This window comes from Pseudomonas sp. C 49-2, assembly GCF_003970195.1.
Taxonomy (GTDB): domain Bacteria; phylum Pseudomonadota; class Gammaproteobacteria; order Pseudomonadales; family Pseudomonadaceae; genus Aquipseudomonas; species Aquipseudomonas canadensis.
Map to the genome: position 1 here is coordinate 451,887 of NZ_RXYG01000002.1, position 23,320 is coordinate 475,206.

General features: G+C 60.0%; 25 protein-coding genes. 19 read left to right on the plus strand and 6 right to left on the minus strand.

What is annotated here, in order from left to right:
- Positions 1-99 precede the first annotated feature (99 nt).
- The 7 genes from rfbB to EJ576_RS05580 are packed head-to-tail and all read left to right on the plus strand — an operon-like array spanning position 100 to position 7,162.
- The gene (rfbB, locus tag EJ576_RS05550; RefSeq protein WP_126569725.1) at positions 100-1,182 is read left to right on the plus strand and encodes a dTDP-glucose 4,6-dehydratase; all 1,083 of its coding nucleotides are present in this window, start codon (positions 100-102) and stop codon (positions 1,180-1,182) included.
- Positions 1,179-2,054: a glucose-1-phosphate thymidylyltransferase RfbA gene (gene rfbA / locus EJ576_RS05555; protein ID WP_016979071.1), complete on the plus strand. Its 876-nt coding sequence runs from the start codon at positions 1,179-1,181 to the stop codon at positions 2,052-2,054. The genes rfbB and rfbA overlap by 4 nt, the downstream gene beginning before the upstream one ends.
- Entirely contained in the window at positions 2,051-2,596 is a 546-nt protein-coding gene (rfbC, locus tag EJ576_RS05560; RefSeq protein ID WP_122730345.1) for a dTDP-4-dehydrorhamnose 3,5-epimerase, read from the plus strand. Before rfbA ends, rfbC begins: the two co-directional genes overlap by 4 nt.
- Positions 2,593-3,462 carry a dTDP-4-dehydrorhamnose reductase gene (gene rfbD, locus EJ576_RS05565; RefSeq protein WP_126569727.1) on the plus strand — a complete coding sequence of 290 codons (870 nt, stop codon included), beginning with the start codon at positions 2,593-2,595 and terminating at the stop codon, positions 3,460-3,462. The genes rfbC and rfbD overlap by 4 nt, the downstream gene beginning before the upstream one ends.
- A gap of 36 nt (positions 3,463-3,498) precedes the next feature.
- Positions 3,499-5,307 (plus strand): ATP-binding protein, encoded by a 1,809-nt coding sequence (locus tag EJ576_RS05570; protein WP_033898706.1) that lies wholly within the window; start codon positions 3,499-3,501, stop codon positions 5,305-5,307.
- Positions 5,304-6,680, plus strand: a complete 1,377-nt coding sequence (locus EJ576_RS05575) for a sigma-54 dependent transcriptional regulator (RefSeq protein WP_126569729.1) — start codon at positions 5,304-5,306, stop codon at positions 6,678-6,680. Before EJ576_RS05570 ends, EJ576_RS05575 begins: the two co-directional genes overlap by 4 nt.
- A 26-nt stretch (positions 6,681-6,706) precedes the next feature.
- Positions 6,707-7,162: a YiiD C-terminal domain-containing protein gene (locus tag EJ576_RS05580; RefSeq protein ID WP_126569731.1), complete on the plus strand. Its 456-nt coding sequence runs from the start codon at positions 6,707-6,709 to the stop codon at positions 7,160-7,162.
- A gap of 126 nt (positions 7,163-7,288) precedes the next feature.
- Here the strand turns inward: EJ576_RS05580 and cysQ are convergent, their stop codons facing one another.
- Positions 7,289-8,125, minus strand: a complete 837-nt coding sequence (gene cysQ, locus EJ576_RS05590; protein ID WP_016979065.1) for a 3'(2'),5'-bisphosphate nucleotidase CysQ — start codon at positions 8,123-8,125, stop codon at positions 7,289-7,291.
- Positions 8,122-8,688 (minus strand): ADP compounds hydrolase NudE, encoded by a 567-nt coding sequence (gene nudE, locus EJ576_RS05595; RefSeq protein ID WP_016979064.1) that lies wholly within the window; start codon positions 8,686-8,688, stop codon positions 8,122-8,124. Before nudE ends, cysQ begins: the two co-directional genes overlap by 4 nt.
- 87 nt (positions 8,689-8,775) lie before the next feature.
- Between nudE and yrfG the strand changes: the two genes are divergently transcribed.
- Positions 8,776-9,438 carry a GMP/IMP nucleotidase gene (gene yrfG / locus EJ576_RS05600; RefSeq protein ID WP_126569735.1) on the plus strand — a complete coding sequence of 221 codons (663 nt, stop codon included), beginning with the start codon at positions 8,776-8,778 and terminating at the stop codon, positions 9,436-9,438.
- Between the two features lie 108 nt (positions 9,439-9,546).
- On the opposite strand, the gene lysM is transcribed toward yrfG, so the two are convergent.
- Entirely contained in the window at positions 9,547-9,987 is a 441-nt protein-coding gene (gene lysM, locus EJ576_RS05605; protein ID WP_123475307.1) for a peptidoglycan-binding protein LysM, read from the minus strand.
- Positions 9,988-10,119: 132 nt separating this feature from the next.
- Between lysM and EJ576_RS05610 the strand changes: the two genes are divergently transcribed.
- The 4 genes from EJ576_RS05610 (at position 10,120) to EJ576_RS05625 (ending at position 14,971) form a co-directional block, all read left to right on the plus strand.
- The gene (locus EJ576_RS05610) at positions 10,120-11,007 is read left to right on the plus strand and encodes a LysR family transcriptional regulator (protein ID WP_122554715.1); all 888 of its coding nucleotides are present in this window, start codon (positions 10,120-10,122) and stop codon (positions 11,005-11,007) included.
- Positions 11,008-11,104: 97 nt separating this feature from the next.
- Complete coding sequence (fdhD, locus tag EJ576_RS05615; protein ID WP_126569737.1) at positions 11,105-11,944, plus strand: formate dehydrogenase accessory sulfurtransferase FdhD; 840 nt, start codon at positions 11,105-11,107, stop codon at positions 11,942-11,944.
- Entirely contained in the window at positions 11,941-14,289 is a 2,349-nt protein-coding gene (locus tag EJ576_RS05620; RefSeq protein WP_028615315.1) for an FdhF/YdeP family oxidoreductase, read from the plus strand. Before fdhD ends, EJ576_RS05620 begins: the two co-directional genes overlap by 4 nt.
- Before the next feature lie 202 nt (positions 14,290-14,491).
- Positions 14,492-14,971 (plus strand): glycine zipper domain-containing protein, encoded by a 480-nt coding sequence (locus EJ576_RS05625; protein WP_028615314.1) that lies wholly within the window; start codon positions 14,492-14,494, stop codon positions 14,969-14,971.
- A gap of 25 nt (positions 14,972-14,996) precedes the next feature.
- Here EJ576_RS05625 and EJ576_RS05630 read toward each other — a convergent pair whose 3' ends face one another.
- Both EJ576_RS05630 and EJ576_RS05635 read right to left on the minus strand, forming a co-directional pair.
- Positions 14,997-15,428, minus strand: coding sequence for a thioesterase family protein (locus EJ576_RS05630; protein WP_028615313.1), 432 nt, complete (start codon positions 15,426-15,428; stop codon positions 14,997-14,999).
- Between the two features lie 22 nt (positions 15,429-15,450).
- On the minus strand, positions 15,451-17,388 hold the full coding sequence (locus tag EJ576_RS05635) for an ATP-dependent DNA helicase RecQ (protein WP_126569739.1): 1,938 nt from the start codon (positions 17,386-17,388) through the stop codon (positions 15,451-15,453).
- A gap of 203 nt (positions 17,389-17,591) precedes the next feature.
- On the opposite strand from EJ576_RS05635, the gene EJ576_RS05640 reads away from it, so the two are divergent.
- The gene (locus EJ576_RS05640) at positions 17,592-18,602 is read left to right on the plus strand and encodes a S8 family peptidase (protein WP_371923930.1); all 1,011 of its coding nucleotides are present in this window, start codon (positions 17,592-17,594) and stop codon (positions 18,600-18,602) included.
- A gap of 63 nt (positions 18,603-18,665) precedes the next feature.
- Here EJ576_RS05640 and EJ576_RS05645 read toward each other — a convergent pair whose 3' ends face one another.
- Positions 18,666-19,841, minus strand: a complete 1,176-nt coding sequence (locus tag EJ576_RS05645; protein WP_122685692.1) for a tetratricopeptide repeat protein — start codon at positions 19,839-19,841, stop codon at positions 18,666-18,668.
- Between the two features lie 175 nt (positions 19,842-20,016).
- Here EJ576_RS05645 and EJ576_RS05650 point away from each other — a divergent pair, with 175 nt between their 5' ends.
- The 6 genes from EJ576_RS05650 to EJ576_RS05675 all read left to right on the plus strand — a co-directional run bounded on the left by EJ576_RS05650 (position 20,017) and on the right by EJ576_RS05675 (position 23,232).
- A complete protein-coding gene (locus EJ576_RS05650; RefSeq protein ID WP_016979054.1) occupies positions 20,017-20,187 on the plus strand; it encodes a YhfG family protein in 171 nt (56 codons plus the stop codon).
- Positions 20,187-20,786 (plus strand): putative adenosine monophosphate-protein transferase Fic, encoded by a 600-nt coding sequence (locus EJ576_RS05655; RefSeq protein WP_126569743.1) that lies wholly within the window; start codon positions 20,187-20,189, stop codon positions 20,784-20,786. The genes EJ576_RS05650 and EJ576_RS05655 overlap by 1 nt, the downstream gene beginning before the upstream one ends.
- Positions 20,787-20,957: 171 nt before the next feature.
- Positions 20,958-21,257 carry a hypothetical protein gene (locus EJ576_RS05660; protein ID WP_126569744.1) on the plus strand — a complete coding sequence of 100 codons (300 nt, stop codon included), beginning with the start codon at positions 20,958-20,960 and terminating at the stop codon, positions 21,255-21,257.
- Between the two features lie 295 nt (positions 21,258-21,552).
- A complete protein-coding gene (locus tag EJ576_RS05665) occupies positions 21,553-22,035 on the plus strand; it encodes a hypothetical protein (RefSeq protein ID WP_122685686.1) in 483 nt (160 codons plus the stop codon).
- Between the two features lie 4 nt (positions 22,036-22,039).
- Positions 22,040-22,684: a DUF1493 family protein gene (locus EJ576_RS05670; RefSeq protein ID WP_122685684.1), complete on the plus strand. Its 645-nt coding sequence runs from the start codon at positions 22,040-22,042 to the stop codon at positions 22,682-22,684.
- Positions 22,685-22,875: 191 nt separating this feature from the next.
- Entirely contained in the window at positions 22,876-23,232 is a 357-nt protein-coding gene (locus EJ576_RS05675) for a DUF1493 family protein (RefSeq protein WP_126569745.1), read from the plus strand.
- Positions 23,233-23,320 lie beyond the last annotated feature (88 nt).

Below are 23,320 nucleotides of genomic sequence, written 5' to 3' on the forward strand. Positions count from 1 at the left end.
AACGCAACCCCTACGCATACCGCGCTTGCACCACCTCGCCACACAACTCAAGCTATGCTCCATTCGCTTAATGTCCGTATAAGGAAAAGGCCCTCCGACATGCGCATTCTCATCACCGGTGGTGCCGGTTTTATTGGCTCTGCCCTGATCCGACACCTGATTCAACACACTGAGCACGAAGTCCTCAACCTGGACAAACTCACCTATGCGGGCAATCTGGAGTCGCTGACCAGCATCGCGTCCAACAGCCGTTATGAGTTTGTCCAGGCCGATATCATCGATCAGGCCACTGTCAGCGCTGTACTGGAGCGCTTCGAGCCCCAGGCGATCATGCACCTGGCGGCAGAGTCCCATGTGGACCGCTCGATTGATGGCCCCTCGGATTTCATTCAAACCAATATCGTCGGCACCTACAGCCTGCTGGAAGCCGCTCGCGCCTACTGGCAGAAATTGGCCGAGCCCGCCAAAGGCAGCTTCCGTTTTCATCACATTTCCACTGACGAAGTGTACGGTGACCTGCACGGTGTGGATGACCTGTTCACCGAAACCACGCCCTATGCGCCCAGCTCGCCGTACTCTGCGAGCAAGGCCGCGTCCGACCACCTGGTACGCGCATGGCAACGCACCTATGGCCTGCCGGTGCTGCTTACGAACTGTTCGAACAACTATGGGCCGTTCCATTTTCCCGAGAAGCTCATCCCCCTGGTGATCCTCAACGCACTCGCGGGCAAGCCATTGCCGGTCTACGGTGATGGCTTACAAGTACGTGACTGGCTGTTCGTCGAGGACCATGCCCGCGCGCTGCTGAAAGTGGTAACCGAGGGTGTCGTCGGCGAAACCTATAATATCGGCGGCCACAATGAGCAAAAAAACATCGATGTCGTGCGTGGCATCTGCCAATTGCTGGAAGAGTTGGCACCCCAACGCCCCAGCGGCGTCGAAAAATTCGTCGACCTGATCACGTTCGTCAAAGACCGCCCCGGCCACGATCAGCGTTATGCGATCGACGCCAGCAAGATTGAACGCGAGCTAGGCTGGGTTCCTGAAGAAACCTTCGAAACCGGTTTGCGCAAAACCGTGCAGTGGTACCTCGATAACCTGGAATGGTGCCGTAGGGTCCAGGATGGCAGCTATCAGGGCGAACGTTTAGGCAACACCGACTTTAAGGATTTGATCGCATGATGAAGGGAATCGTATTGGCCGGCGGTTCCGGCACCCGTTTGCACCCCATTACCCTGGGTGTGTCCAAACAACTGTTGCCGGTGTATGACAAGCCGATGATCTACTACCCGATCTCGGTGTTGATGCTGGCGGGTATCAAGGAAATCCTGGTGATTTCCACACCCGTGGACCTGCCGCAATACCGCAATCTGCTCGGCGATGGCAGCCAGTTTGGCGTGCGTTTCAGCTACGCCGAGCAGCCCACCCCGGATGGCCTGGCCCAGGCGTTCATCATCGGCGAGGAATTCATTGGCAATGACCCTGTGTGCCTGATCCTGGGCGACAATATCTTCCATGGTCAGCATTTCGGCGAACAACTGCTTGGGGCGGCCAAACGGCCTTCTGGCGCTACCGTTTTCGGTTACTGGGTCAAGGACCCTGAGCGCTTTGGCGTGATCGATTTCGACAGCGCGGGCCGTGCCCTCTCCATCGAAGAAAAGCCGGCGAAGCCAAAATCCAGCTACGCGGTGACCGGCCTGTATTTCTACGACAACGACGTGATCAAGATCGCCAAGGCGGTCAAGCCTTCGCCTCGAGGGGAGCTTGAGATTACCGACGTCAACAACGCCTACCTCAAGCGCGGTGACCTGCATGTAGAGCGTTTTGGCCGTGGGTTTGCCTGGCTCGACACAGGCACCCATGACAGCTTGCTGGAAGCCTCGCAGTACGTGCAGACCATCGAGCACCGCCAAGGCCTGAAAGTCGCCTGCCTCGAAGAAATCGCCTATGAAAACGGCTGGATCGACCGCGACCACCTGCTGGAACGTGCCAAGTACTTCGGCAAGACCGGTTATGGTCAATACCTGTACTCGCTGGCCGGAGAAAACCAGTGAACGTCATTGAAACCTCACTGCCCGGCGTACTGATCATCGAACCCAAAGTGTTCGGTGATGAGCGTGGCTTCTTCTACGAAAGCTTCAACGCCCGGGCTTTTGAAGAGGCAACGGGTCTCAAGCGTCACTTTGTGCAGGACAATCACTCGCGCTCGCAAAAAGGCGTGTTGCGCGGCCTGCATTACCAACTCGAACACACCCAGGGCAAACTGGTGCGTGTAACCGCCGGTGAAGTGTTGGACGTAGCCGTCGATATCCGCCGAAGCTCGCCGAATTTCGGCCAGTGGGTAGGTGTGCGCTTATCGGCCCAGAACCACCGCCAACTCTGGGTGCCGGAAGGTTTCGCCCATGGATTCGTGGTACTGAGTGAACACGCCGAATTCCTGTACAAAACCACGGACTACTACCAGCCCAGTGCCGAACGCTGCATCCTGTGGAATGACCCGACACTGGCCATCGACTGGGAGCTGAGCGAGGCGCCACAGTTGTCCGCCAAGGACCAGGCGGGTAAACCCTTGCTGGAAGCCGACCTGTTCCCATGAAGATCTTGATCACCGGCCAACATGGCCAAGTCTCCCGCGAACTGCAACTGCGCCTCCAAGACCTGGGCGAGCTTATCGTCCTGGGACGCGACCAGCTTGACCTGGCTGACGCAGACCAGATCCGCCAGCACGTGCGAGCCCATCGCCCAGGCTTGATCATCAACGCAGCAGCCCACACTGCCGTCGATCTGGCCGAAAGCGAACCGGACGCTGCGTTTGCCATTAACGCCATCGCCCCGGGCATTCTCGCTGAGGAAGCCAAGGCGCTGGGCATCCCGCTGATCCACTATTCCACCGACTACGTGTTCGACGGCAGCAAACCTGCGCCTTACACCGAAACCGACACGCCCAACCCGCTGGGCGTCTACGGCCAAAGCAAATTGGCGGGCGAGCAGGCGATTACGGCCGTCGGTGGCGAACATCTCATTCTGCGCACCAGTTGGGTCTACTCCAACCACGGCAAGAACTTCCTGCTGACCATGCAGCGCCTGCTGCAAGAGAAACCGCAGATGCGCATCGTCGCCGACCAGATCGGCGCGCCAACGTGGGCCGGCAGCATTGCCAACAGCACGCGTGCGTTGATCGAGCGCTGGCAAGCAGGCGAACCGGGGGAATGGGGCATTTACCACCTGACCGCCGGAGGGGAAACCTCATGGTTCGGTTTTGCCCAGGCCATTGGCAAGCACCTGCGCGAACAGGACAAAGCCTGCGCCGAACTGGAGCCCATCCCTTCCAGCGCTTATCCGACACCCGCCCAGCGTCCGCTGAACTCGCGCCTGGACTGCAGCCGCCTGCTGCAGCAATGGCACGTTAGCCAGCCACACTGGCAAGACGCATTGCGCGAGTGTCTTGCACAGCAGCACTAGGCATAATGCGCCTGTACCCACAGGCGCACGACTCCCATGACTCCACCCCTCCCGCGTAGACCCCGCTGGCGCAGCCTCGCCTTGTTGGCGTTGTGCCTGGCACCGCTGCTGTGGCCGCTGGAGCACCTGGCCGAGCGTTATTACCGCAGCGAACTGGCCGGCCAGAACCGCCAGACCCTCGACCTGTACGTGGCCAACCTGCTCGGGACCCTGCACCGTTATGAAGTGCTGCCGCAGATCCTCGGCGACTTGCCGGCCTTGCGCACCGCGCTGGATGCGCCTGGGGTAAGCACCAACCTGGTCAACGCCAACCTGCTGCTCAAGGACGTCGCCGCCCAGGCCGGGGTGGAGGTGATGTACCTGATGGACACCACCGGCAAGACCCTCGCCGCGTCCAACTGGGATAAACAAGACAGCTTCGTCGGGCGCAACTTCTCGTTTCGGCCTTATTTCAGCGAAGCCATGGACGGGCGCCTGGGGCGGTTTTTCGGGTTGGGCACCACCTCGGCCAAGCGCGGTTACTTCTTCGCCGCGGCCGTGCGCGATGGCGATACGATCATCGGCGTGCTGGTAGTCAAGGTCGACCTGGACCACACCGAAAGCCTTTGGGGTAACACGCCGGAACAACTGCTGGTCACCGACCACAATGGCGTGGTGATCCTGACCTCGCGCCCGCAATGGCGATTCCGCGCCACCCGGCCACTGACCGCTGAAGAGCGCCAGGCCATCATCGCCATCCAGCCCTACCCGACTCGCGACCCGCAGCCGCTGAGCCTGAGCAACACCGCCTGGCTGCGCCAATCCACGGCCATCGCCGAGACCGGGTGGAACGTGGAGATCCTCGCGCCGCGCTCACTGATCAACCGCCCCGTGCGCACGGTGGTTGCAGTCGGCGGCGCCACGCTGTTGGTGTTGATGTTGCTGCTCGGCCTGATGATGCAACGTCGCCGCCATTACCTGGAACGCATTGCGTTCGAAGCCAAGGCCCGTCGCGAGCTGGAAGCGCGTGTGGTCGAGCGGACCAGTGATCTGGAAGGCCTCAACCGGCGCCTGAAGCAGGAAGTGCTGGAACGTGAACACGCCCAGCAGGAGTTGGTACGCGCCCAGGATGACCTGGTGCAGGCAGGCAAGTTGTCGGCACTGGGCACCATGTCGGCGAGCATCAGTCATGAACTCAACCAGCCTCTGGCGGCGATTCGCAGCTATGCAGAGAACGCTGAAATCCTGCTCGACCATGAGCGCACCACCGATGCACGGGGCAACCTCAAGCTGATCAGCGAACTGACCGGTCGCATGGCCTCGATCATCGCCCACCTGCGCGCCTTTGCCCGCCGCGACCGCCATGCGCCCGAGAGCGTGGCGCTGCAACCGGCGCTGGACGATGCACTGGCGTTGCTCGCCAAGCGGCGGCGGTCGATGGAGGTGGAGCTGATTCGCGATTTGCCCGAAGCAACCTTGTGGGTACAGGCCGGTGAAACCCGCCTGCGCCAGGTGCTGGGCAACCTGCTGGCCAACGCCCTCGACGCCCTCACTGAAAAAGGCCCGCCGCGTAAACTCTGGCTGAGTGCCGAAACCACCGAACAGGGCGTCAACCTGTACATTCGCGACAACGGCCCGGGTTTTTGCATGGAAGCCCTCGGCCGCGCCAGCGAGCCGTTCTACACCACCAAGACCCGCACTCAGGGCCTGGGGTTGGGGCTGGCGATCTGTGACACCCTGATGCGTGCCTTTGGCGGCGAACTGCTGTTCGCCAACCACAAGGAAGGCGGCGCGCTGTTAACCTTGAAATTGCGTGCCGGTGCGCCGGGCGTCAGTCTGCAACCGTCCGAGGACCGCAGTGTATGAGTATCGATAACCAGATTCAGGTGGTGTTGATCGACGACGATCCACACCTGCGTCAGGCCCTGTGCCAGACCCTGGACCTGGCCGGGCTGAAAGTCCTGACCCTGGGTGAAGCCACTGGCCTCACTGCGCGCCTGTCGCGGGACTGGCCGGGCGTGGTGGTCAGCGACATCCGCATGCCCGGTATGGACGGCCTGGAGCTCCTCGCCGAACTGCACGGCCAGGACCCGGACCTGCCTGTGCTGCTGATCACCGGCCACGGCGACGTACCACTGGCGGTACAGGCCATGCGCGCCGGGGCCTATGACTTCCTGGAAAAACCGTTCGCCAGTGACGCCCTGCTCGACAGTGTGCGCCGCGCACTGGCCCTGCGCCGCCTGGTGCTGGACAACCGCAGCCTGCGCCTGGCCCTCAGCGACCGTCAGCAACTGAGCACGCGCCTGGTCGGCCACTCGCCGCAAATGCTGCGCCTGCGCGAGCAGATCGGCGCACTGGCCGCGACCAAGGCCGATGTGCTGATCCTCGGCGAAACCGGTGCCGGCAAAGAGGTGGTAGCGCGCGCGCTGCATGATTTGTCGAGCCGTCGCAGTGGCCCGTTTGTAGCGATCAACGCCGGGGCATTGGCCGAGTCGGTAGTGGAGAGCGAACTGTTCGGCCACGAGCCCGGCGCCTTCACCGGCGCGCAGAAACGCCGTATCGGCAAGTTCGAATTCGCCAACGGCGGCACCTTGTTCCTGGATGAAATCGAAAGCATGAGCCTGGATGTGCAGGTCAAGCTGTTGCGCCTGTTGCAGGAGCGGGTGGTGGAACGCCTAGGCGGTAATCAACTGATCCCGCTGGATATCCGCATCATCGCCGCCACCAAGGAAGACCTGCGCCAGTCCGCCGACCAGGGCCGCTTCCGTGCCGACCTGTATTACCGCCTCAACGTCGCGCCGCTGCGTATTCCGCCGCTGCGCGAGCGCGGGGAAGATGCCTTGATGCTGTTCCAGCACTTCGCCGATGAAGCCAGCAGCCGTCACGGTTTGCCGCTGCACGAACTGCAACCGGGCCAGCGCGCACTGCTGTTGCGCCATAGCTGGCCGGGCAATGTGCGTGAGCTACAGAATGCGGCAGAACGTTTCGCGCTGGGCCTGGAGCTGGCGCTGGATAACACGCCGGACAATCCATCAACTGGCGTACTGACCTCTACGCCCGGAGGCCTGAGCGAGCAAGTCGAGCAGTTCGAAAAAAGCCTGATCGCCGCCGAACTGACCCGTCCCCACAGCTCCATGCGCAGCCTCGCCGAAGCCCTGGGTGTACCGCGCAAGACCCTGCACGACAAGCTGCGCAAGCATGGCCTGAACTTCGCCAACCAAAGCAGCGACGATGAATGACAGCCCCCACCCGCCAAGAGGCCCCCATGAGCCGCGACAGCCGTTACCTGGAATCCATCCTGCACCACGACATCCCCCTCACCCGGGAAATGGGCCTCAAGGTGCTCGACTGGCAACAGGGGCGGCTGGAACTGCATTTGCCCTTGCAGGCCAACATCAACCACAAGAGCACCATGTTCGGCGGCAGCCTGTACTGCGGCGCAGTGCTGGCGGGATGGGGCTGGCTGCACTTGCAATTGCGTGAAGAAGGGATTGAAGACGGGCATATCGTGATTCAGGAAGGGAAGATCAGTTATCCGCTACCGGTCACGCGGGATGCGATCGCTATTTGCGCGGCGCCGGAGGAGAAGGTGTGGAAGCGGTTTGTGGCGACGTACAAGCGTTATGGCCGCGCGCGGCTGACGCTGGAGACCTGGATTGTGAATGAGGGGAGTGAGGAAAGAGCAGTGGCTTTCACCGGTCAATACGTCCTGCACCGGTAGCCGCCACTGCACAAAACCAAATGTGGGAGCGGGCTTGCTCGCGAAGGCGGTGTGTCAGATACATTCAGTGACTGACACTCCGCCTTCGCGAGCAAGCCCGCTCCCACAGTTTGATCTGCTGGGGCCTTAAGAGCGAGCCAGGGTCAGCAACCGCTCACGCCATGCAGCCTTGGCCGGCAACGCCAGGAAGAACGGGTTCAACAACGATGCCCGCGCCGGATAGCTGAACGGTTCACCGCTCAACTCCAACACCTCGCCCCCCGCCCCTTCCAGCACGCCCTGGGCGGCGGCGGTATCCCACTGTGACGTCGGCGCCAGTCGCGGGTAGCAATCCGCACTGCCTTCGGCCAGGAGGCAGAACTTCAACGAGCTGCCGATATTCGCCAGCTTCAATGCGCCCAGACCTTCGCTCAAACCGTCCAACAGACGCTCCTGCTCGGGGCTGGAATGCCGACGGCTGGCCACTACCGTAAACGACTCGCCCGCTGCCGGTGCCTGGCGCACCTGGATCTGCTTGGGTGCCTCATTCACATCCGAACGCCAGGCGCCCAGGCCGGCGCCACCAAAATAGCAACGACCGCTGGTGGGCATCGACACTACGCCGAACACCACGCGGCCCTGTTCGATCAGGGCGATGTTCACGGTGAATTCTTCGCTGCCGGCGATAAATTCCTTGGTGCCGTCCAATGGGTCCACCAACCACCAGCGCTGCCAGCCAGCGCGCACGCTCTGGTCGATGTCGGCGTCTTCCTCGGACAGCACCGGAATACTTGGGTCCAGCGCGGTCAGACCCGCCAGGATCAGGTGATGAGCGGCCAGGTCCGCTGCCGTCACGGGCGAATCGTCGGCTTTGGAGGTCACGGCTACGTCGGCACGCCAGAACGGCAAAATCACTTCACCGGCCTGACGAGCCAGTTCGATCACAGGGGCAATAAACGGGTGGCCTAAAAACAGTTCGCTCATGCGGTAAACGCTCCACGCTGGGTCAACAGGTCTCGTACCAGGTACAGCGCGGCCAGGGCGCGGCCTTCGCTGAATTGCTCGTTTTGCGCAAGCATCGACAGCTCACGCAGGTTGACCCGGTCCACACGCATCGGCTCAGGTTCATCGCCTTCCAGGCGTTCTTCATAGAGATCGGTGGCCAATACCACCTGGATTTTCTGGCTCATGTAGCCAGGCGACAGCGACAGTTCGGTGAGGTGTTCCAACTGCCGCGCGCCATAGCCAGCCTCTTCCTTGAGCTCGCGGTTGGCGGCGGCCAATACGTCTTCGCCGGGCTCGATCAAGCCCTTGGGCAAGGACAATTCATATTCGTCGGTGCCACCGCAGTATTCTTCCACCAGCAACGCATGGTCCGCGTCGATCATCGCCACGATCATCACCGCGCCGTAACCGGCACCGCGGCCCACCAGACGCTCGTAGGTCCGTTCAACGCCATTGGAAAAGCGCAGTTGCACTTCCTCCACGCGGAACAAACGGCTACTGGCGACTATTTCGCGGGCGAGGACGGTGGGTTTCTGGCGCATGAGCGGCTCCTTGGCGTGATCGGGTTACTATACCGTGGCTTTTCCGATTGTCTGTGTCGGATATCTTTACTTACATGAGAACGCCCCATGCCCTCTTTGCCCTGGCACGCCATCGACACTGTCCTGCTGGACATGGACGGCACCTTGCTCGACCTGCATTTCGACAACCACTTCTGGATGGAGCACTTGCCTCAACGCTACGCCGAACTGCACGGGGTGAGCCGGGCCATGGCGGAGATGGAGTTGCAGCCCCTGTTCGAGCGTAACGCCGGACAGTTGCAATGGTACTGCCTGGATTTCTGGAGTGCGGAACTGAAGATCCCGGTACGCGAACTCAAGCTGGAAACCGCCCACCTGATTGCCCTGCGCCCGGATGCGGACACCTTTCTGGCGGCGATCAAACAGGCCGGCAAACGTGTGATCCTGATCACTAACGCTCATCGTGATTCGTTGTCATTGAAGTTGGAACGCATTGAACTGGCGCCGTATTTCGAACGATTGATCAGCTCCCATGATTACGGTTTCGCCAAGGAAAACCCGCAGTTCTGGGATGCCCTGCAAGCCGACATCCACTTCGACCCGGCCCGCAGCCTGTTTATTGACGACACACTGCCGATCCTTCGCAGCGCCCGGGACTTTGGCGTGGGGCATTTGCTGGCGGTGAAGGAACCGGACAGCCAGAAGGGGCCAAAGGACACGGCGGAGTTCGCAGCAGTCGAAGACTATCGAGATCTTATTGCCGGACTCTAAACCCATGTGGGAGGGGGCTTGCCCCCGATAACGGTGGATCAGAGACACATTCAGTGACTGACACACCGCCATCGGGGGCAAGCCCCCTCCCACATGTCGTCCTGCGTTTTACTCAGGAATACGCAGAGTCTGCCCAGGGTAAATTTTGTCCGGATGCGACAGCAGCGGTTTGTTGGCTTCGAAGATCTTGTTGTACAGATTCGCATCACCGTAAACGGTTTTGGAGATAGCGCTCAGGGTGTCGCCCTTTTTCACAACGACGAAGGTGGCTGCAGCGACTACAGGGCCGGATACGGTGATCTGGTCATCAACACTGGCCACACCGGCGATATTGCCCAGCGCCAACAGGATCTTCTCTTTCTCTTCCTGGGTGGCGACTTCACCGGTCACCGTCACCTTGTCGCCATCCACTGTGGTCTGCACATTCGGATTACCCAGACCCACTTTGGACACGTGGTCCTTCAACTGCTCGCTGGCGTTTGCATTACCCGGCGTCAACAGGTCGACAATCTTTTCGCCGGCTTCCTTGATAAAGCTGAAAATGCTCATAGTGCGCTCTCCTTGGGATTTGATTTCCAGATGCCCAAGACTAGACCAGTCCTACAGATTTGGGTTCCAGCCCGACCAAAGACCCAAACGCGCTAGAATCCCCCCGCCATTGGAATAAGCCCTGGAGCGAAGATGGACATCAAACAGCTGAAATTCCTCATCGCCCTCGACGAAACCCGTCATTTCGGCCAGGCGGCGGCGCGTTGCCACATCACCCAACCGACGCTGTCGATGCGCTTACGTAACCTTGAAGAAGAGCTTGACCTACCGTTGGTCAATCGCGGCCAGCGCTTCGAAAGCTTTACCGCACCGGGCGAGCGCGTGTTGGCATGGGCACGCACGGTGCTGGCCGCCTATGACGGCTTGCAGGCCGAGGCGGCAGCCTGTCGCGGCAACCTGGTGGGTACGTTGCGCCTGGGCGTGGTGCCGCTGTCGAGCTTTGATCCTTTGGCATTGATGCAGCAACTGCATAAAGAACACCCAAGCCTGCGCTTCGAGCTGTCGGCCCTCAGCTCGGAGCAGATTCTTGAACAACTGGCGAGTAACCGGCTGGACCTGGGCGTGTCTTACCTGGAGCGTCTGGATAACGAGCGCTTCGACTCGCTGGCCTTGGGCGAAACCCGTATGGGCCTGCTCTACGACCAGCGCTTCTTCAGCTTCGGTAATACGCCGTTGAGCTGGGAGGCGCTGATCGAGTTGCCGCTGGGCATGCTCACCAGCGGCATGCACTTTCGCCAGTCCATCGACCACAACTTCCACAGCCGTGGGCTCAACCCGCAACCGCTGCTGCAGACCGACGCCGTCCATCAATTGTTACAAGCCGTGCACGGTGGATTGTGTTGCGCGGTCATGCCGCTAGATGGCGGCCTGGACGCACTCACCGAGCACCTGCGGCTGCAGCCGATCGAAGACGCCCACACCCTCGCGCGCCTGGGGCTGATCATGCGGCGCAGCGCCCCGCGCTCCGCACTGGCCGAGGCGTGTTTCGCGCTGTATCAGAAATCGCAAAACGAACCTTGATCGACGTCATCTATCGGTAGATCAGTACTGGCAATTAGACGCGACGCTTTGTCGCGCCTAGTCTAAACACTGATCAATCCGCCGGTGGTACTGCCCCATGAACGCCAAGCGCCCAGTCTGCGCGGCGCCCGCTCTCGAAACGCCAGCGCCCGCCGCCAGCCAGAGCTACCAGTATTGCAATCTCGAACACACGGAATCCGCCACCACCGCCTTGGCAGAAGAAGTGGCGTTGGCGATTGCCTACAACGACATCAGCCAAGCGGTGATGCTCGTAACGCCGACGGACCTGGAAGACTTTATAGTCGGTTTCAGTATCGGTAGCGGCATTATCGCCGACGTAAGCGATATTTATGACCTGAAACTCAGCGGTTCGGGCTCGACCCAATACGCTCAGGTGCAAATCTCCAGCCGCGCCTTCTGGAACCTCAAGCAGCAGCGCCGCCAGTTGGCCGGCACCAGCGGCTGTGGCTTGTGTGGCGTGGAAGCCGTTGAACAGGCCCTCCCAGACCTCCAGGTATTGCCCGGCGCGCCCTTGCCGCCCGCCGAATGGCTGGATGGCCTGCGCCAACGCATCAGCGCCTTTCAACCCCTGGGCCAATACAGCGGCGCCGTGCATGCAGCGGTGTTCATGAACGGCCAAGGCGAGTTGTTGCTCGGCCGTGAAGACATCGGCCGGCACAACGCCCTGGATAAATTGATCGGCGCCTTGATCCGCCAAGAGATTCCGACCGAAGGCGGCCTGGCGATTGTCACCAGCCGTTGCAGCCTGGAGTTGATCCAGAAAGTCCTGCGCGCGGGCATCCAGACCCTGGTCAGCCTGTCGTCACCCACCGGCCTGGCCCTGCAATGGGCCCGCCGGCATAACCTCAATCTCATCCACCTGCCGCAGAAAAGTGCGCCGCGGGTCTACAGTCCTGCGATGGAGAATCAGCCATGAGCCAGCACCACCAAGCCGACCAAACCCCAACCCCGCGCTACAAGCCCTACAAGGGCCCGGCCGGCGGCTGGGGCGCACTGATCAGCGTGGCGCAGGCCTGGCTGACCAGCGACAACGCGCTGAAAAACCTGCGCATGATGCTCAAGACCAACCAGAACGGCGGCTTCGATTGCCCTGGCTGCGCCTGGGGTGATTCCCCGGAAAGCGGCATGGTCAAGTTCTGCGAAAACGGCGCCAAGGCGGTGAACTGGGAAGCCACCAAGCGCCGCGTCGATGCGGCGTTCTTCGCCAAACACAGCGTGACTGCCCTGCTGGAGCAAAGTGACTACTGGCTGGAATACCAAGGCCGCCTGACCGAGCCGATGCGCTATGACGCCGAAACCGACCGCTACCAGCCCATCAGTTGGGAAGCGGCCTTCGACCTGGTCGGCAAGCACCTCAACGCCCTGCCGAGCCCGGACATGGCCGAGTTCTACACCTCGGGCCGCGCCAGCAACGAAGCGGCGTACCTGTATCAGCTGTTCGTGCGCGCCTACGGCACCAACAACTTTCCCGACTGTTCGAACATGTGTCACGAAGCCAGCGGCGTTGCCCTGGCGCAAAGCGTGGGCGTCGGCAAAGGCACCGTGACCTTTGATGACTTTGAGCATGCCGATGCGATCTTCGTCTGGGGCCAGAACCCCGGCACCAACCACCCACGCATGCTCGAACCGCTGCGCGAGGCGGTCAAACGCGGCGCCCAAGTGGTGTGCATCAACCCGCTGAAAGAGCGCGGCCTGGAACGCTTCCAGCATCCGCAACATCCGCTGGAAATGCTCACCAACGGTGACAAACCGACCAACACCGCCTACTTCCGCCCTGCATTGGGTGGCGACATGGCCATCCTGCGCGGCATGGCCAAGTTCCTGCTGCTGTGGGAGCGCCAGGCCCAGGCCGAAGGCAAAGAAGCCGTGTTCGACCACGACTTCCTCAACGAACACACGGCCAACGTGCTGGAGTACCTGGGCAAGATCGACGACACCTCCTGGGATGAAATCGTCGAACAGTCCGGCCTCACCCTGGTCGAGATCGAGCAAGCGGCGCGCATGTACGCCAAAGGCAAGAACGTGATCATGTGCTGGGCGATGGGCATCACCCAGCACCGCCATTCGGTGCCGACCATCCAGGAAATCGCCAACCTGATGCTGCTGCGCGGCAACATCGGCCGCCCAGGCGCCGGCTTGTGCCCAGTGCGTGGCCACAGCAACGTGCAGGGCGACCGCACCATGGGCATCAACGAACGTCCGCCCGTGGCGTTCCTCGACTCCCTGGAACGTCGCTTCCAGTTCCAGGTGCCGCGCGTCAACGGCCACAACGTGGTCGAAGCGATTCACGCCATGCTTGAAGGCCGCTCCAAAGTGTTTATCGGCCTGGGTGGCAACTTCGCCCAAGCCACGCCGGACAGCCCGCGCACCTTCGAAGCCCTGCGCAATTGCGACCTGACCGTGCAGATCAGCACCAAGCTCAACCGCAGCCACCTGATGCACGGCAAAGACGCGCTGATCCTGCCGTGCCTGGGCCGTACCGACATCGACATCCAGGCCGACGGCCCGCAAGCGGTGACGGTGGAAGACTCGTTCAGCATGGTCCACGGCTCCAACGGCCAGTTGCAGCCGCTGTCGAAGCTGATGAAGTCAGAGCCTGCGATTCTGGCCGGTATCGCTGCCGCCACCCTGGGCAGTAAGCCTGTGGATTGGAACTGGCTGGTGGCCGATTACGGCCGCATCCGCGACCTGATTGCCGATACCATCCCGGGTTTCAAGGACTTCAATGAGAAGATCAAGAATCCGGGTGGTTTCTACCTGGGCAACTCCGCCGGCGCACGCCGCTGGAACACCCCGTCGGGGCGCGCCAACTTCCGTCCGAACATCCTGCCCAAGGACCTGATCCACGAGCGCACCCACGCGACGGGCAAGGTGCCGGACCTGATCATGCAATCGATGCGTTCCCACGATCAGTACAACACCACCATCTATGGCCTGGATGACCGCTACCGTGGGGTCAAGGGCCAGCGTGACGTGCTGTTCGTCAACGAGGCCGACATCATCCGCCTGGGCTTCAAGCCGGGGCAGAAAGCCGACATCGTGTCGCTGTGGGAAGACGGCCGCGAGCGCCGGGTGAAGGGCTTTACCCTGCTGGCGTTTGATATTCCGGCCGGGCAGGCTGCGGCCTATTACCCGGAAGTGAACCCGCTGGTGCCGCTGGAAAGCACCGGGGATGGCAGCCATACGCCGACGTCGAAGTTCGTGGCAATTCGGTTGGAAGCGGCAAGTGACAATGGCCTGATCATGGCGCGCTCTGCATAAACCTTCGGGCACAAAAAAGGCCGCTTTTGCATAAAAGCGGCCTTTCCGAAGTAGTTAAAGACTCACAAAAACCACTTAAGTTCCACAACAAAAACAGTAACTTAGCGAATTGTGTACAACTCGTGTTACTGGTCGGATTTCTGTTGTCACCCTCCCGATACAGCCTCAGGATCGCGCCGTCATCCCCTTGAGGTTTCCCCTAATGAAGTTCTCCTCGATTCTCTTGTTGTCCCTTGGCCTGGTCAGTGGCGCAGCCATGGCCGGTGGCACCACCGAAGCCGGTGTGGGCGGCGCATTGGGCGGGGTTTTAGGTTCGGTAGTCGGCCAGTCGATCGGCGGCAACACCGGCTCGACCATCGGCGCAGCCCTGGGCGGCGCAGGCGGCAGTGCGGTGGGTGCGGACAAACGCAGCCGTGGCGAAGCGGCCATTGGTGGCGCCTTGGGCGCGGCCGGCGGCAACGTAGTGGGCCGCAGTGTCGGCGGCAGCACCGGTGCTCTGATCGGCTCAGCGGCCGGCGGCGGTGCAGGTGGCGCGCTGGGCAACTACATGGGCAACAAGAGCGATGACGATGATCGTCGCTCCCGTGGGCGTGATAACCGTCGTTATGACCGCGATGATCACCCTGGCCGCGGGCATGCCTATGGCCATCGCAAGAACAAGCATCACTACCGTCACCGCTAAGGCCTGAGGGTGTAGGCGTTCGCGCCTACACCACCAACCGCTGCAACGCCTCGCGCAACATCCCCGGAATCGTCATCGGCTGGTTCGAACCCCGATCCACAAACACATGCACAAAGCGCCCCGCCGCACACGCTTCTTCTTCGCCTGCCTTGAACACCGCCAATTCGTACTGCACTGAACTGTTGCCCAGCTTGCCCACCCGCAGGCCGATTTCGATGCGCTCGGGAAAGGCGATCGACGCAAAATAATCACACGCCGAACTCACCACAAACCCCACCACTTCACCGTCATGAATATCCAGCCCACCTTGCTCGATCAGGTAGGTATTCACCGCCGTGTCGAAAAAGCTGTAGTAGGTCACGTTGTTCACATGGCCATACACATCATTGTCGTGCCAGCGCGTGATGATCGGTTGGAAGTGCGGGTAATCGCTGCGTTGAGGCACTGAGTCAGGCATCGGGTCATCTCGTTAAAGTGAGTTACAGGTCATTCAAATGGGCCTGGGCCCACTCGCGTACCTCGGCGTACGGATAATCCTCCAACGCAGCAAAGCCCGGAATGCCCCGCGCCTTCAACTTGGTGAATAACGGCACACTGATGCCGCCGAGGAAACGCGTCAGGCGTTCCGCTCCCGGCAAGTGGCCGGTGTGTTCATGATGCCTGTGGATAAAATCACCGCAAAGCCCCATGAAGTTTTTATCCACAAGCGGCGGCAAATCTGGCGGCGGTGGAAGGTGCGCAACGTTGCCGTGGCACACCGAGCAGTGCCCACAGCGCTGGGGCGCGTTCTCATCGCCGAAATACTGCGCCAGGCGTTGACCCAGGCAGTGTTCGGTGGCGAACAGATCGAGCATTGCGTGAATCCGTGCGACTTCGCCCACCTCATGCTGCTTGAAGCCTGTGTATAACTCTTTGCTCAATACATCAGGGTCAAACGCGGTATCAAGCAAGCTATAGACCTCCGTCATCTGCTTGCTCTCAAGCTCGATCAGGCCTTGCTCCTGGAAGTAATCCAGCGCCTTCACCACCCTGCTGCGTTCGGCATTGTGCTGTTGATAAAGCGCGTCAAAATCCACCGTCGCCCAGGTCTTGGCCCGCTTGCACACCTGGATGATCGCCGCGACGAACTGCTGCCGCTCACCAGAGAAGCGCGCGAGCAAAGCCTCAGGTTCGATCAGGTACTTGAAACGGTACTCTGCATAAAACGCATAGCGCGGCGCAATCACGCCCTTGAGCTCCAACTGCACCAGTAGCGTCTTCAACGGCAGCTCGCGGATGTTGCTGTGGTCCGACAAGGACCTGAGCAAAAACTCCCACTGCCCATCGCCTCGAGCGACCTGCAATTCTTCGAGCACCCGCCGAATGCCCTCCTGCTCCGGCGTATCGCCGTACACGAAGTTTTCCAGCACATTGAGGCTGTCGCGGTTGGCCAACACCAAGCAATCGGACGGTTGCCCATCACGCCCCGCGCGGCCGATTTCCTGGCTGTAGTTCTCGATGGACTTGGGCAGGTCGAAGTGCACCACATTGCGGATATCACTTTTGTCGATGCCCATGCCAAACGCGATGGTCGCGACGATGCAATTGGCGCGCCCGCCCATGAAACGCTGCTGGATACCCTCGCGTTTATCGTGAGGCAAACCGGCGTGATACGCCTCGGCCTGGATGCCGTTGCGGTTCAAATGATCGGCAATCTGCTCGGCGGTTTTCTGCAGGGTGACGTAGACGATACTCGGCTGATCGGCACGCTCGCTCATCCACTGCACCAACCGACGACGCTTGTCCGCGCCGCTGACCGGCTCCACCAACAGGTTGAGATTGGGCCGGTAGAAGCCCGTGGTGACCACATCGTCCGGCGCAATGGCGAACTTGGCCTGCATGTCGGCAATCACCTTGGGCGTCGCTGTAGCCGTCAACAGCAGCGCTTGTGGGATATTGAACTGACGCTGGTAGTCCGGCAGCTTCAAATAGTCCGGACGGAAGTTGTGGCCCCACTCGGAAATACAGTGCGCCTCGTCCACCACCAACAGCGAGATCCGCACGCTTTGCAGGAAGTTACGAAAGCGCTCGTTCTTCAGGCGCTCAACGGAAATCATCAGGATCTTCAACTCGCCCGAACGCGCGCGGGCCATCACCTCATTGGCGTCCTCGCGGCTCTGGGCCGAATCGATACTGCCCGCCGAAATGCCGTGGCGCTGCAGGAAACCCAACTGGTCCTGCATCAGCGCCAACAGCGGCGACACCACCAGCGTCAGGTGCGGCAGCAACACCGCCGACAATTGGTAGCACAGGGACTTGCCCGAACCGGTTGGGAAAATAGCCGCTGCCGAACGGCCGGCCAGTACGGCACTGACTGTCTCTTCCTGGCCCAGACGAAACTGTGGATAACCAAAAACCTGCTGGAGGGTGTCGTGCATAGGCTGTCACTCCGTTGACCGCTGAAGGAATCAAAAACATAGATCAGGGATCAAGAAAAGGTCGGGGATAAACGCTACAAACTGATACAGAGAAAACCAGCAAGCCCGCGCAAAAACGCAGACAGTAACACGCCAGATCACCTACCCCCGACAAGGAGTCGTGGATGTCTCGAAGCGCACTGTTTTCACCGCAACACCTCGCCATGTTCACGCTGCCGCTGTTGCTGCTTGGCTGTGTCGCCGCCCCCGCCCCAATGCCTACCGAACTGGACACACAGCATTTTGAAACGCCCGAATACTTCGAGCAAAAAGCCCTGCCCATTGTGAAAGCGTCCTCCCTATACGCGCGGGGCGGCACCGGCCAGGGCGTTAAAGTCGCGCTGATCGACTCAGGGCTCAACCAGGCACTACCTGAGTTTCATGGGCGCGTGGCCGATCCGGGCTATGACTTTGTGACACAACAGCCAGGCACCCTCGACATAAAGGGCCACGGCACCCAGATGGCCGGTATTCTCGCCGCCAACAAGAATGACCAGGGCATCCACGGCATCGCCTTCAACGCCCAGTTGATCCCCATGCGCTTTGGTGATGACAAGGAGCCGTTCTACTTCGACAGTGAAATCGCCCAGGCCTGGGAGCTCGCCTATACCAAAGGGGCACGCATTTTCAGTAACTCATGGGCGAACCCCATTGAAGCCAACACCAACGAGGTTCCCATCTACGAGCGCCTGATGGGTGACTCGTTGGGCGTGGCAAAAAAACGGGTGGCGGAAGGGGCCGTATTCGTTTTCTCAACAGGTAACGAGGTCAAGCGTGAGCCGCTCGCAGAACCCGGCCTGCCCGCGCTGGTGCCGGAACTGGAGAAAGGCTGGATAGCCGTCATGGCCCTCAAGAACGACGGCACGGCCATCAATCTCAAATCCAATTATTGCGGCCTCGCGGCACGCTGGTGCATCGCGGTGCCAGGAGGCGATGGTGGTGCTGGGTTGTTGACCACCAACAAGGATGGCAGCTACGGACCCACCGCCGGCACATCGCCGGCCGCTGCGTTGGTCAGTGGCGCCTTGGCGGCATTGCAGAGTCGCTTTCCCGAAATGACACCGCAACAAGTGCGTGAGCGCCTGCTCAGTACGGCGAATCGAACCGGAATCTATGCCAACAGCGAAGCCTATGGACGGGGATTGATGGACCTCGACGCAGCCTCGCGACTGTAGCTATCCCCCCAAACAAACAACGCGCCACTGGGGCGCGTTGTCGGTAAACGTGTTGGCTATCGATCAGCGGTTCTGCACCCGCTCAATCGCCGTGTCGTACACCGGGTTGGCCTTTTGCTCCTTGGCCAACTGGTAGTGACGCAACGCATCGGCAAACTGCCCCGCCGCTTCATAGATCCGCGCAATGTTGTAATAGGCGCCAGCACGCACCGTCGCAGCATTCGCACCGGTTGCCAGGGCGATGGCCTTGCGATTGGCCCAGATCGACTCGGCCGTGTTGCCAGCCTTCTGATACGCCAAGCCCAGGTTGCCGTAGGCCTTGCCGAAACCATTGTCCAACTCGATCGCCTGACGGAACAGGTCGATGGCCTGGTCGAGGTTACCCGCCTGGTAGGCCGCTTCACCTTGGACGTTCAGACGTTTCGCATCGGTTTGTGCGGAAGAGCTGACCGCAACAGCGGTCAGGGCCACGCTGTCATCCAGCAGCGGTTTGACTTCGTTCAGCACATTCGCGGCATTCACGGTCACGCCGCTGAAGGTGTTGATGTCCTGGAAGTCGCCGCTGCCAGTCATGCGGAACACGGTCCACAGGTTACCGCTGCGGTTTTTCGGCACGTAGTAGGTGCGTACCAGGGATTGGCCCATGTACACAAACACCTTGGCTTCGCTGTTGGACAGTTGGCGCGAGCTTGGATTGCCGCCGTTGGTGAAGTCATGCACGGCATACACGTAGCTTTCGCCGTAGTGCTTTTTCTGCAGAGTGATGGTTTCCGGGCCGTAACTGTCGACGTCGTCCACATCCAGTTCGGCGTCGGTGCCGGTCTTGTTCTCGAAGTAGATATTGTTGCCGGGGAAGATCATGTGGGAGTCGAGGTCTTCCGGGGTTTTGCCCCAGGTCAGTACCACGCGCAGCCCGTCGAGGTTTTCCATGACCGGGCTGATGGCGTAGGTCATGCCTTTGCACGGGCACTTCACCACCAGGTTGGAGTAGCCGGGTTTCTTGATGATCAGCAGGCTGGTGGCGTCGTCAGCAGCTTCGCTGGTCAGCGTGACCTGGCCCTGGGCGTTGGTGCGGCCCACCACGTTTTGCGCGCCGTTGCGCTGCAGCAGCACTTCGGCGTCGGCGATTTTCTGGTCCTTGACCACCGCACTGAGCACTTCAATCGGCAATTGCTCGGCCTGGACCGAAAACGCCACCGCACACAAAGACATCGCCGAGGCGACACGCAGCAAACCCATGCTTAACTCCCTTTAAGTAGTGGACGGAATCGCCCTACAAGATTTTGCGGTGAAACATACGCTGAAATCCGGCCGCTGGCGGAATTTTTGTACAGAATGTGACGTGGTTTTTATCACGCCTACCTACTGAAGCATTGCGCTACAATCAAGCCTTGCTACCCAGGAGTACGCTGCCATGAGCGAACCGACGTTTGAGCAAAAACAGGATCACTACCACAAGATCCGCCGTTCCAATTACCTGGCCAGCCTGCGCCTCGAAGGGTTCGACACCCAGCCCGCCGACGTCGACAAACCCCTGCCGACCCGCGAAGCCGTCCTCGCCAAGTACCGCAACACCCCACGCTGATGCTCGACAAATACCGGGTGGGCCAGGATCCGTACTGCTATCCCGGTAGCAGCGTCCTGCGCAACCGCCTCGATTTGCACGACGAGACCCGCTTGCACCAGGCCGAGCGGGAGTTATCCGAAATCGCCGTAGGCAACCTTCCCCTCTTCCCACCGCCCTACGACCTCGACCGCCTGCAACATATCCACCGCACCCTGTTCGGCGACCTCTACGACTGGGCCGGCGAATTGCGCAGCGTCAATATCCAGAAAGGCGATACCCTGTTCTGCACCCCGGAACGCATCCCACCGGAAGCGGCAAAGATCATCCGGCGTATGCAAGCGTCCAACTGGTATGTCGGTGTGAGTCAGGCTGAGCTGATCACGCAGATTGCCGAGGCCTACGGCGACCTCAACGTCATCCACCCCTTCCGCGAAGGCAACGGCCGGGCGCAACGGATCTTGTTCGAGCAGATCATCGTCAACGCGGGGTTTTCGGTGAATTGGTGGCTGGTGAAACACGCGGCGTGGATACCGGCGAATATTGATGCGGTGGCGTGTGATTACCGGGGGTTGGAGGCGATTTTTGAGCGGTGTGTGACTCGGCCTGTCGGCAACTGATCGAACCCTGCCAGTTAAACCATCTGTTTATTGCCCGGAAACTGACTCACTTCTAGGGTTCGCTTCGTCGCTGCCAAATCAGCGACCGGGCTTGGTCACCCGAAAAACAGCAGAGACAAAACATGCCAACTCATTTGGCGTATTTCTTTGAATCTGTATTGGAACACTGCAATGACAAAGCCTAACGTTTCAACCAATCGCTATCGCGTTCTTCGCACCAACTTCACCGATACCCATCCGCTTATCATCGACACTCAAGCCAAAGCCGAAGACATCCAGTCCGCCGCCCATCAACGCATCCGCGCCGCTACGGACCTGCTTGAAACCTTTTCCGGCCTGACCTTCGAACACGCCGACCTCAAAGATATTTCCCACATAACCAACGCCTTGTACCTTCTGGTTCAGGACGGCTGTGATCTGCTGGAAGCAGCGCAGCACGTGCAGCTGCAACCTCAACAGCCGTACACCTAAGCTGTAACCTTTCGTAGGAGCGAGCTTGTTCGCGAAGATCGTCAACGATGACACGGTAACTCTGTATAACCGTAGCGTAATTGAGTTCTTCGCGAGCAAGCTCGCTCCTACAACTGAACGCTTTAACAACCGAAAATCACTGCCGACCCAAAAATCCAAGAAAGCCCTGTAAGAAACCTCCAAACACCACGACATCCCCTTCCGAAACTGCTTAAAATTCCTGCCCGCCCCTCTACAAAACTCACCTTTCTCTGACTGAAACTAGCGCCCTTTCAACAGCCCCCGGCAAATACCCGTGAACATCGAAAGGACTCAACATATCAGCCACTACGGGGTTACCTTCACGGTGCTGCGTTTTGTCGTCCTGCCTGCCAATCACTCTGCACTGGTAAACCTCTGCCTGCTGGAAGCAGGTACGTCTGCAAACGAAGTGCGCCAAGAACTCCTAGATCTCTACAGAAAAATGCTTGCTCGCGATCTGCCTTGCAAAATGACGGTTGCGATCTCCAAACCGCTTACCCGGCAACAAGCTGACTTACTCAACACTCGTGGGGAGATCGTTGCAGGATTAATCAGCAGCGCCGTGTCAGCCCCCATGAGCCTGGCATCGCCTGCCGTTGGGTTCGCCGCTGGCGCAGCTGCTGGCCTGATTATTAAAGGGACCATTCGCAGCTATCACGCAGGTGATGTGGTAGTTGGCCTCGACGCCCAGGTCAACGGCGGAATTGGCCCCCAGCGATCACTGTCGGCTATGGTCCGGCAGTTCCAGGGTGGCTAATGCAATGAATGAATACCTTCAGTGGATCAACTTACTGCCTCTTCTCGCACTGGCCATCATAGTCGACAGAATAATAAAGCTGCCTTTACTCAGAAGATGGCTTGGACTCTGCCTATTGGCAGCTGGCCCAACACTCCTGGTATATGCCACCTCTTGGATCAGAGAGGCACGGCTTGAAAGCCTGCCGATAGTCGCCTTCGTGACAGGCATCGGGTTATTGAGCACCCAAAATATCTATCGCAGGGCTAAAACCACGCACCCTTTACTCATCGCCCCGACCTTGAACCTTGCGCCGGACTTTCCTGATGACCCGCTCATGCTCCACCTCTTGCAAATTTTGCATGAGGGCATCGGTCTGCCCAAACACAAAACCATCTCCCTCGAGACGTCAGTCAACCACGATCTCGGGTGTAATCGTGCCGAAGCCAAGCAATTGATGGCCCTCCTGAAGCTGGATTTCGGTTTAAGACCAGGTGACTACAACAGCAACCGCTACTTCAAGCGTCGCGGCTTTGATGCCTATTTGCGATATGTGGAAAAAGGCAGCACGGGAAAGCGCCCTCTAACCATCGACATGCTCTACAAAGCCGTCAAAGCCAAGTACTGGGACACCCGGACACTCGAAGCTAAGGCGTACCAGAAACCATGAATTTCTGCCTGCAATTAGTGTGTTTTCTCGGGTTCTACCTGTTGCTTCATTATCAGATTACCGACCGCACCCTCAGAATGCCCTTCCTCCCTGTCTTCATATTCTTGATAGGCTTGGCACTCTTCATCACTCGAAACAAATACCCGCTTCGCCGCAACCGTTCCCCTCACCCACTCCTGCGTGCCCCCACCATGAACCTCGCCCCCAACTTGCCCGAAGACCCCGTCATGCAGCAACTCCTGCAACTGCTGCACGAGGAAGTCGGCCTGCCAAGACACAAGACGATCCGCTTGCAAACCTCAATCAACTTCGACCTCGGCTGCGACGGCAGTGAGGCCAAGCAACTGATGGAAGCACTGGAGCAGGAATTTGCGCTCGACCTGGGCGACTTCGACACTTATCGTTACTTCAATCCGCCGACGTTCGATGTGTTTCTCAAACGCCGCGCCAAGGGCCGCGGCGAAAAAGTGCCGCTGACGCTGGGCATGCTCTACCTGGCCATCAAGACCCACAGCTGGGACACGCAGACGCTGGAAAACCTGAGCTAACTGTAGGAGCCGGCTTGCCGGCGATGGCGGTCCTGAGGGCCTCCTCGCCGGCAAGCCGGGCTCCTACTGGAAATTGAGCCTTCGAAAA

Bases quoted from the DNA above. Each gene is read 5' to 3' on its own strand.
- fdhD (WP_126569737.1), top strand. From the start codon at position 11,105: ATGAACGCCAAGCGCCCAGTCTGCGCGGCGCCCGCTCTCGAAACGCCA.
- EJ576_RS05580 (WP_126569731.1), top strand. From the start codon at position 6,707: ATGAGCCGCGACAGCCGTTACCTGGAATCCATCCTGCACCACGACATC.
- rfbA (WP_016979071.1), top strand. From the start codon at position 1,179: ATGATGAAGGGAATCGTATTGGCCGGCGGTTCCGGCACCCGTTTGCAC.
- EJ576_RS05635 (WP_126569739.1), bottom strand. From the start codon at position 17,388: ATGCACGACACCCTCCAGCAGGTTTTTGGTTATCCACAGTTTCGTCTG.
- EJ576_RS05575 (WP_126569729.1), top strand. From the start codon at position 5,304: ATGAGTATCGATAACCAGATTCAGGTGGTGTTGATCGACGACGATCCA.
- nudE (WP_016979064.1), bottom strand. From the start codon at position 8,688: ATGCGCCAGAAACCCACCGTCCTCGCCCGCGAAATAGTCGCCAGTAGC.
- cysQ (WP_016979065.1), bottom strand. From the start codon at position 8,125: ATGAGCGAACTGTTTTTAGGCCACCCGTTTATTGCCCCTGTGATCGAA.
- EJ576_RS05675 (WP_126569745.1), top strand. From the start codon at position 22,876: ATGAACCTCGCCCCCAACTTGCCCGAAGACCCCGTCATGCAGCAACTC.
- EJ576_RS05610 (WP_122554715.1), top strand. From the start codon at position 10,120: ATGGACATCAAACAGCTGAAATTCCTCATCGCCCTCGACGAAACCCGT.
- EJ576_RS05660 (WP_126569744.1), top strand. From the start codon at position 20,958: ATGACAAAGCCTAACGTTTCAACCAATCGCTATCGCGTTCTTCGCACC.
- rfbD (WP_126569727.1), top strand. From the start codon at position 2,593: ATGAAGATCTTGATCACCGGCCAACATGGCCAAGTCTCCCGCGAACTG.
- EJ576_RS05640 (WP_371923930.1), top strand. From the start codon at position 17,592: ATGTTCACGCTGCCGCTGTTGCTGCTTGGCTGTGTCGCCGCCCCCGCC.
- EJ576_RS05625 (WP_028615314.1), top strand. From the start codon at position 14,492: ATGAAGTTCTCCTCGATTCTCTTGTTGTCCCTTGGCCTGGTCAGTGGC.
- EJ576_RS05670 (WP_122685684.1), top strand. From the start codon at position 22,040: ATGAATGAATACCTTCAGTGGATCAACTTACTGCCTCTTCTCGCACTG.
- EJ576_RS05620 (WP_028615315.1), top strand. From the start codon at position 11,941: ATGAGCCAGCACCACCAAGCCGACCAAACCCCAACCCCGCGCTACAAG.
- EJ576_RS05650 (WP_016979054.1), top strand. From the start codon at position 20,017: ATGAGCGAACCGACGTTTGAGCAAAAACAGGATCACTACCACAAGATC.
- EJ576_RS05630 (WP_028615313.1), bottom strand. From the start codon at position 15,428: ATGCCTGACTCAGTGCCTCAACGCAGCGATTACCCGCACTTCCAACCG.
- EJ576_RS05570 (WP_033898706.1), top strand. From the start codon at position 3,499: ATGACTCCACCCCTCCCGCGTAGACCCCGCTGGCGCAGCCTCGCCTTG.
- EJ576_RS05645 (WP_122685692.1), bottom strand. From the start codon at position 19,841: ATGGGTTTGCTGCGTGTCGCCTCGGCGATGTCTTTGTGTGCGGTGGCG.
- yrfG (WP_126569735.1), top strand. From the start codon at position 8,776: ATGCCCTCTTTGCCCTGGCACGCCATCGACACTGTCCTGCTGGACATG.
- lysM (WP_123475307.1), bottom strand. From the start codon at position 9,987: ATGAGCATTTTCAGCTTTATCAAGGAAGCCGGCGAAAAGATTGTCGAC.
- EJ576_RS05655 (WP_126569743.1), top strand. From the start codon at position 20,187: ATGCTCGACAAATACCGGGTGGGCCAGGATCCGTACTGCTATCCCGGT.
- rfbB (WP_126569725.1), top strand. From the start codon at position 100: ATGCGCATTCTCATCACCGGTGGTGCCGGTTTTATTGGCTCTGCCCTG.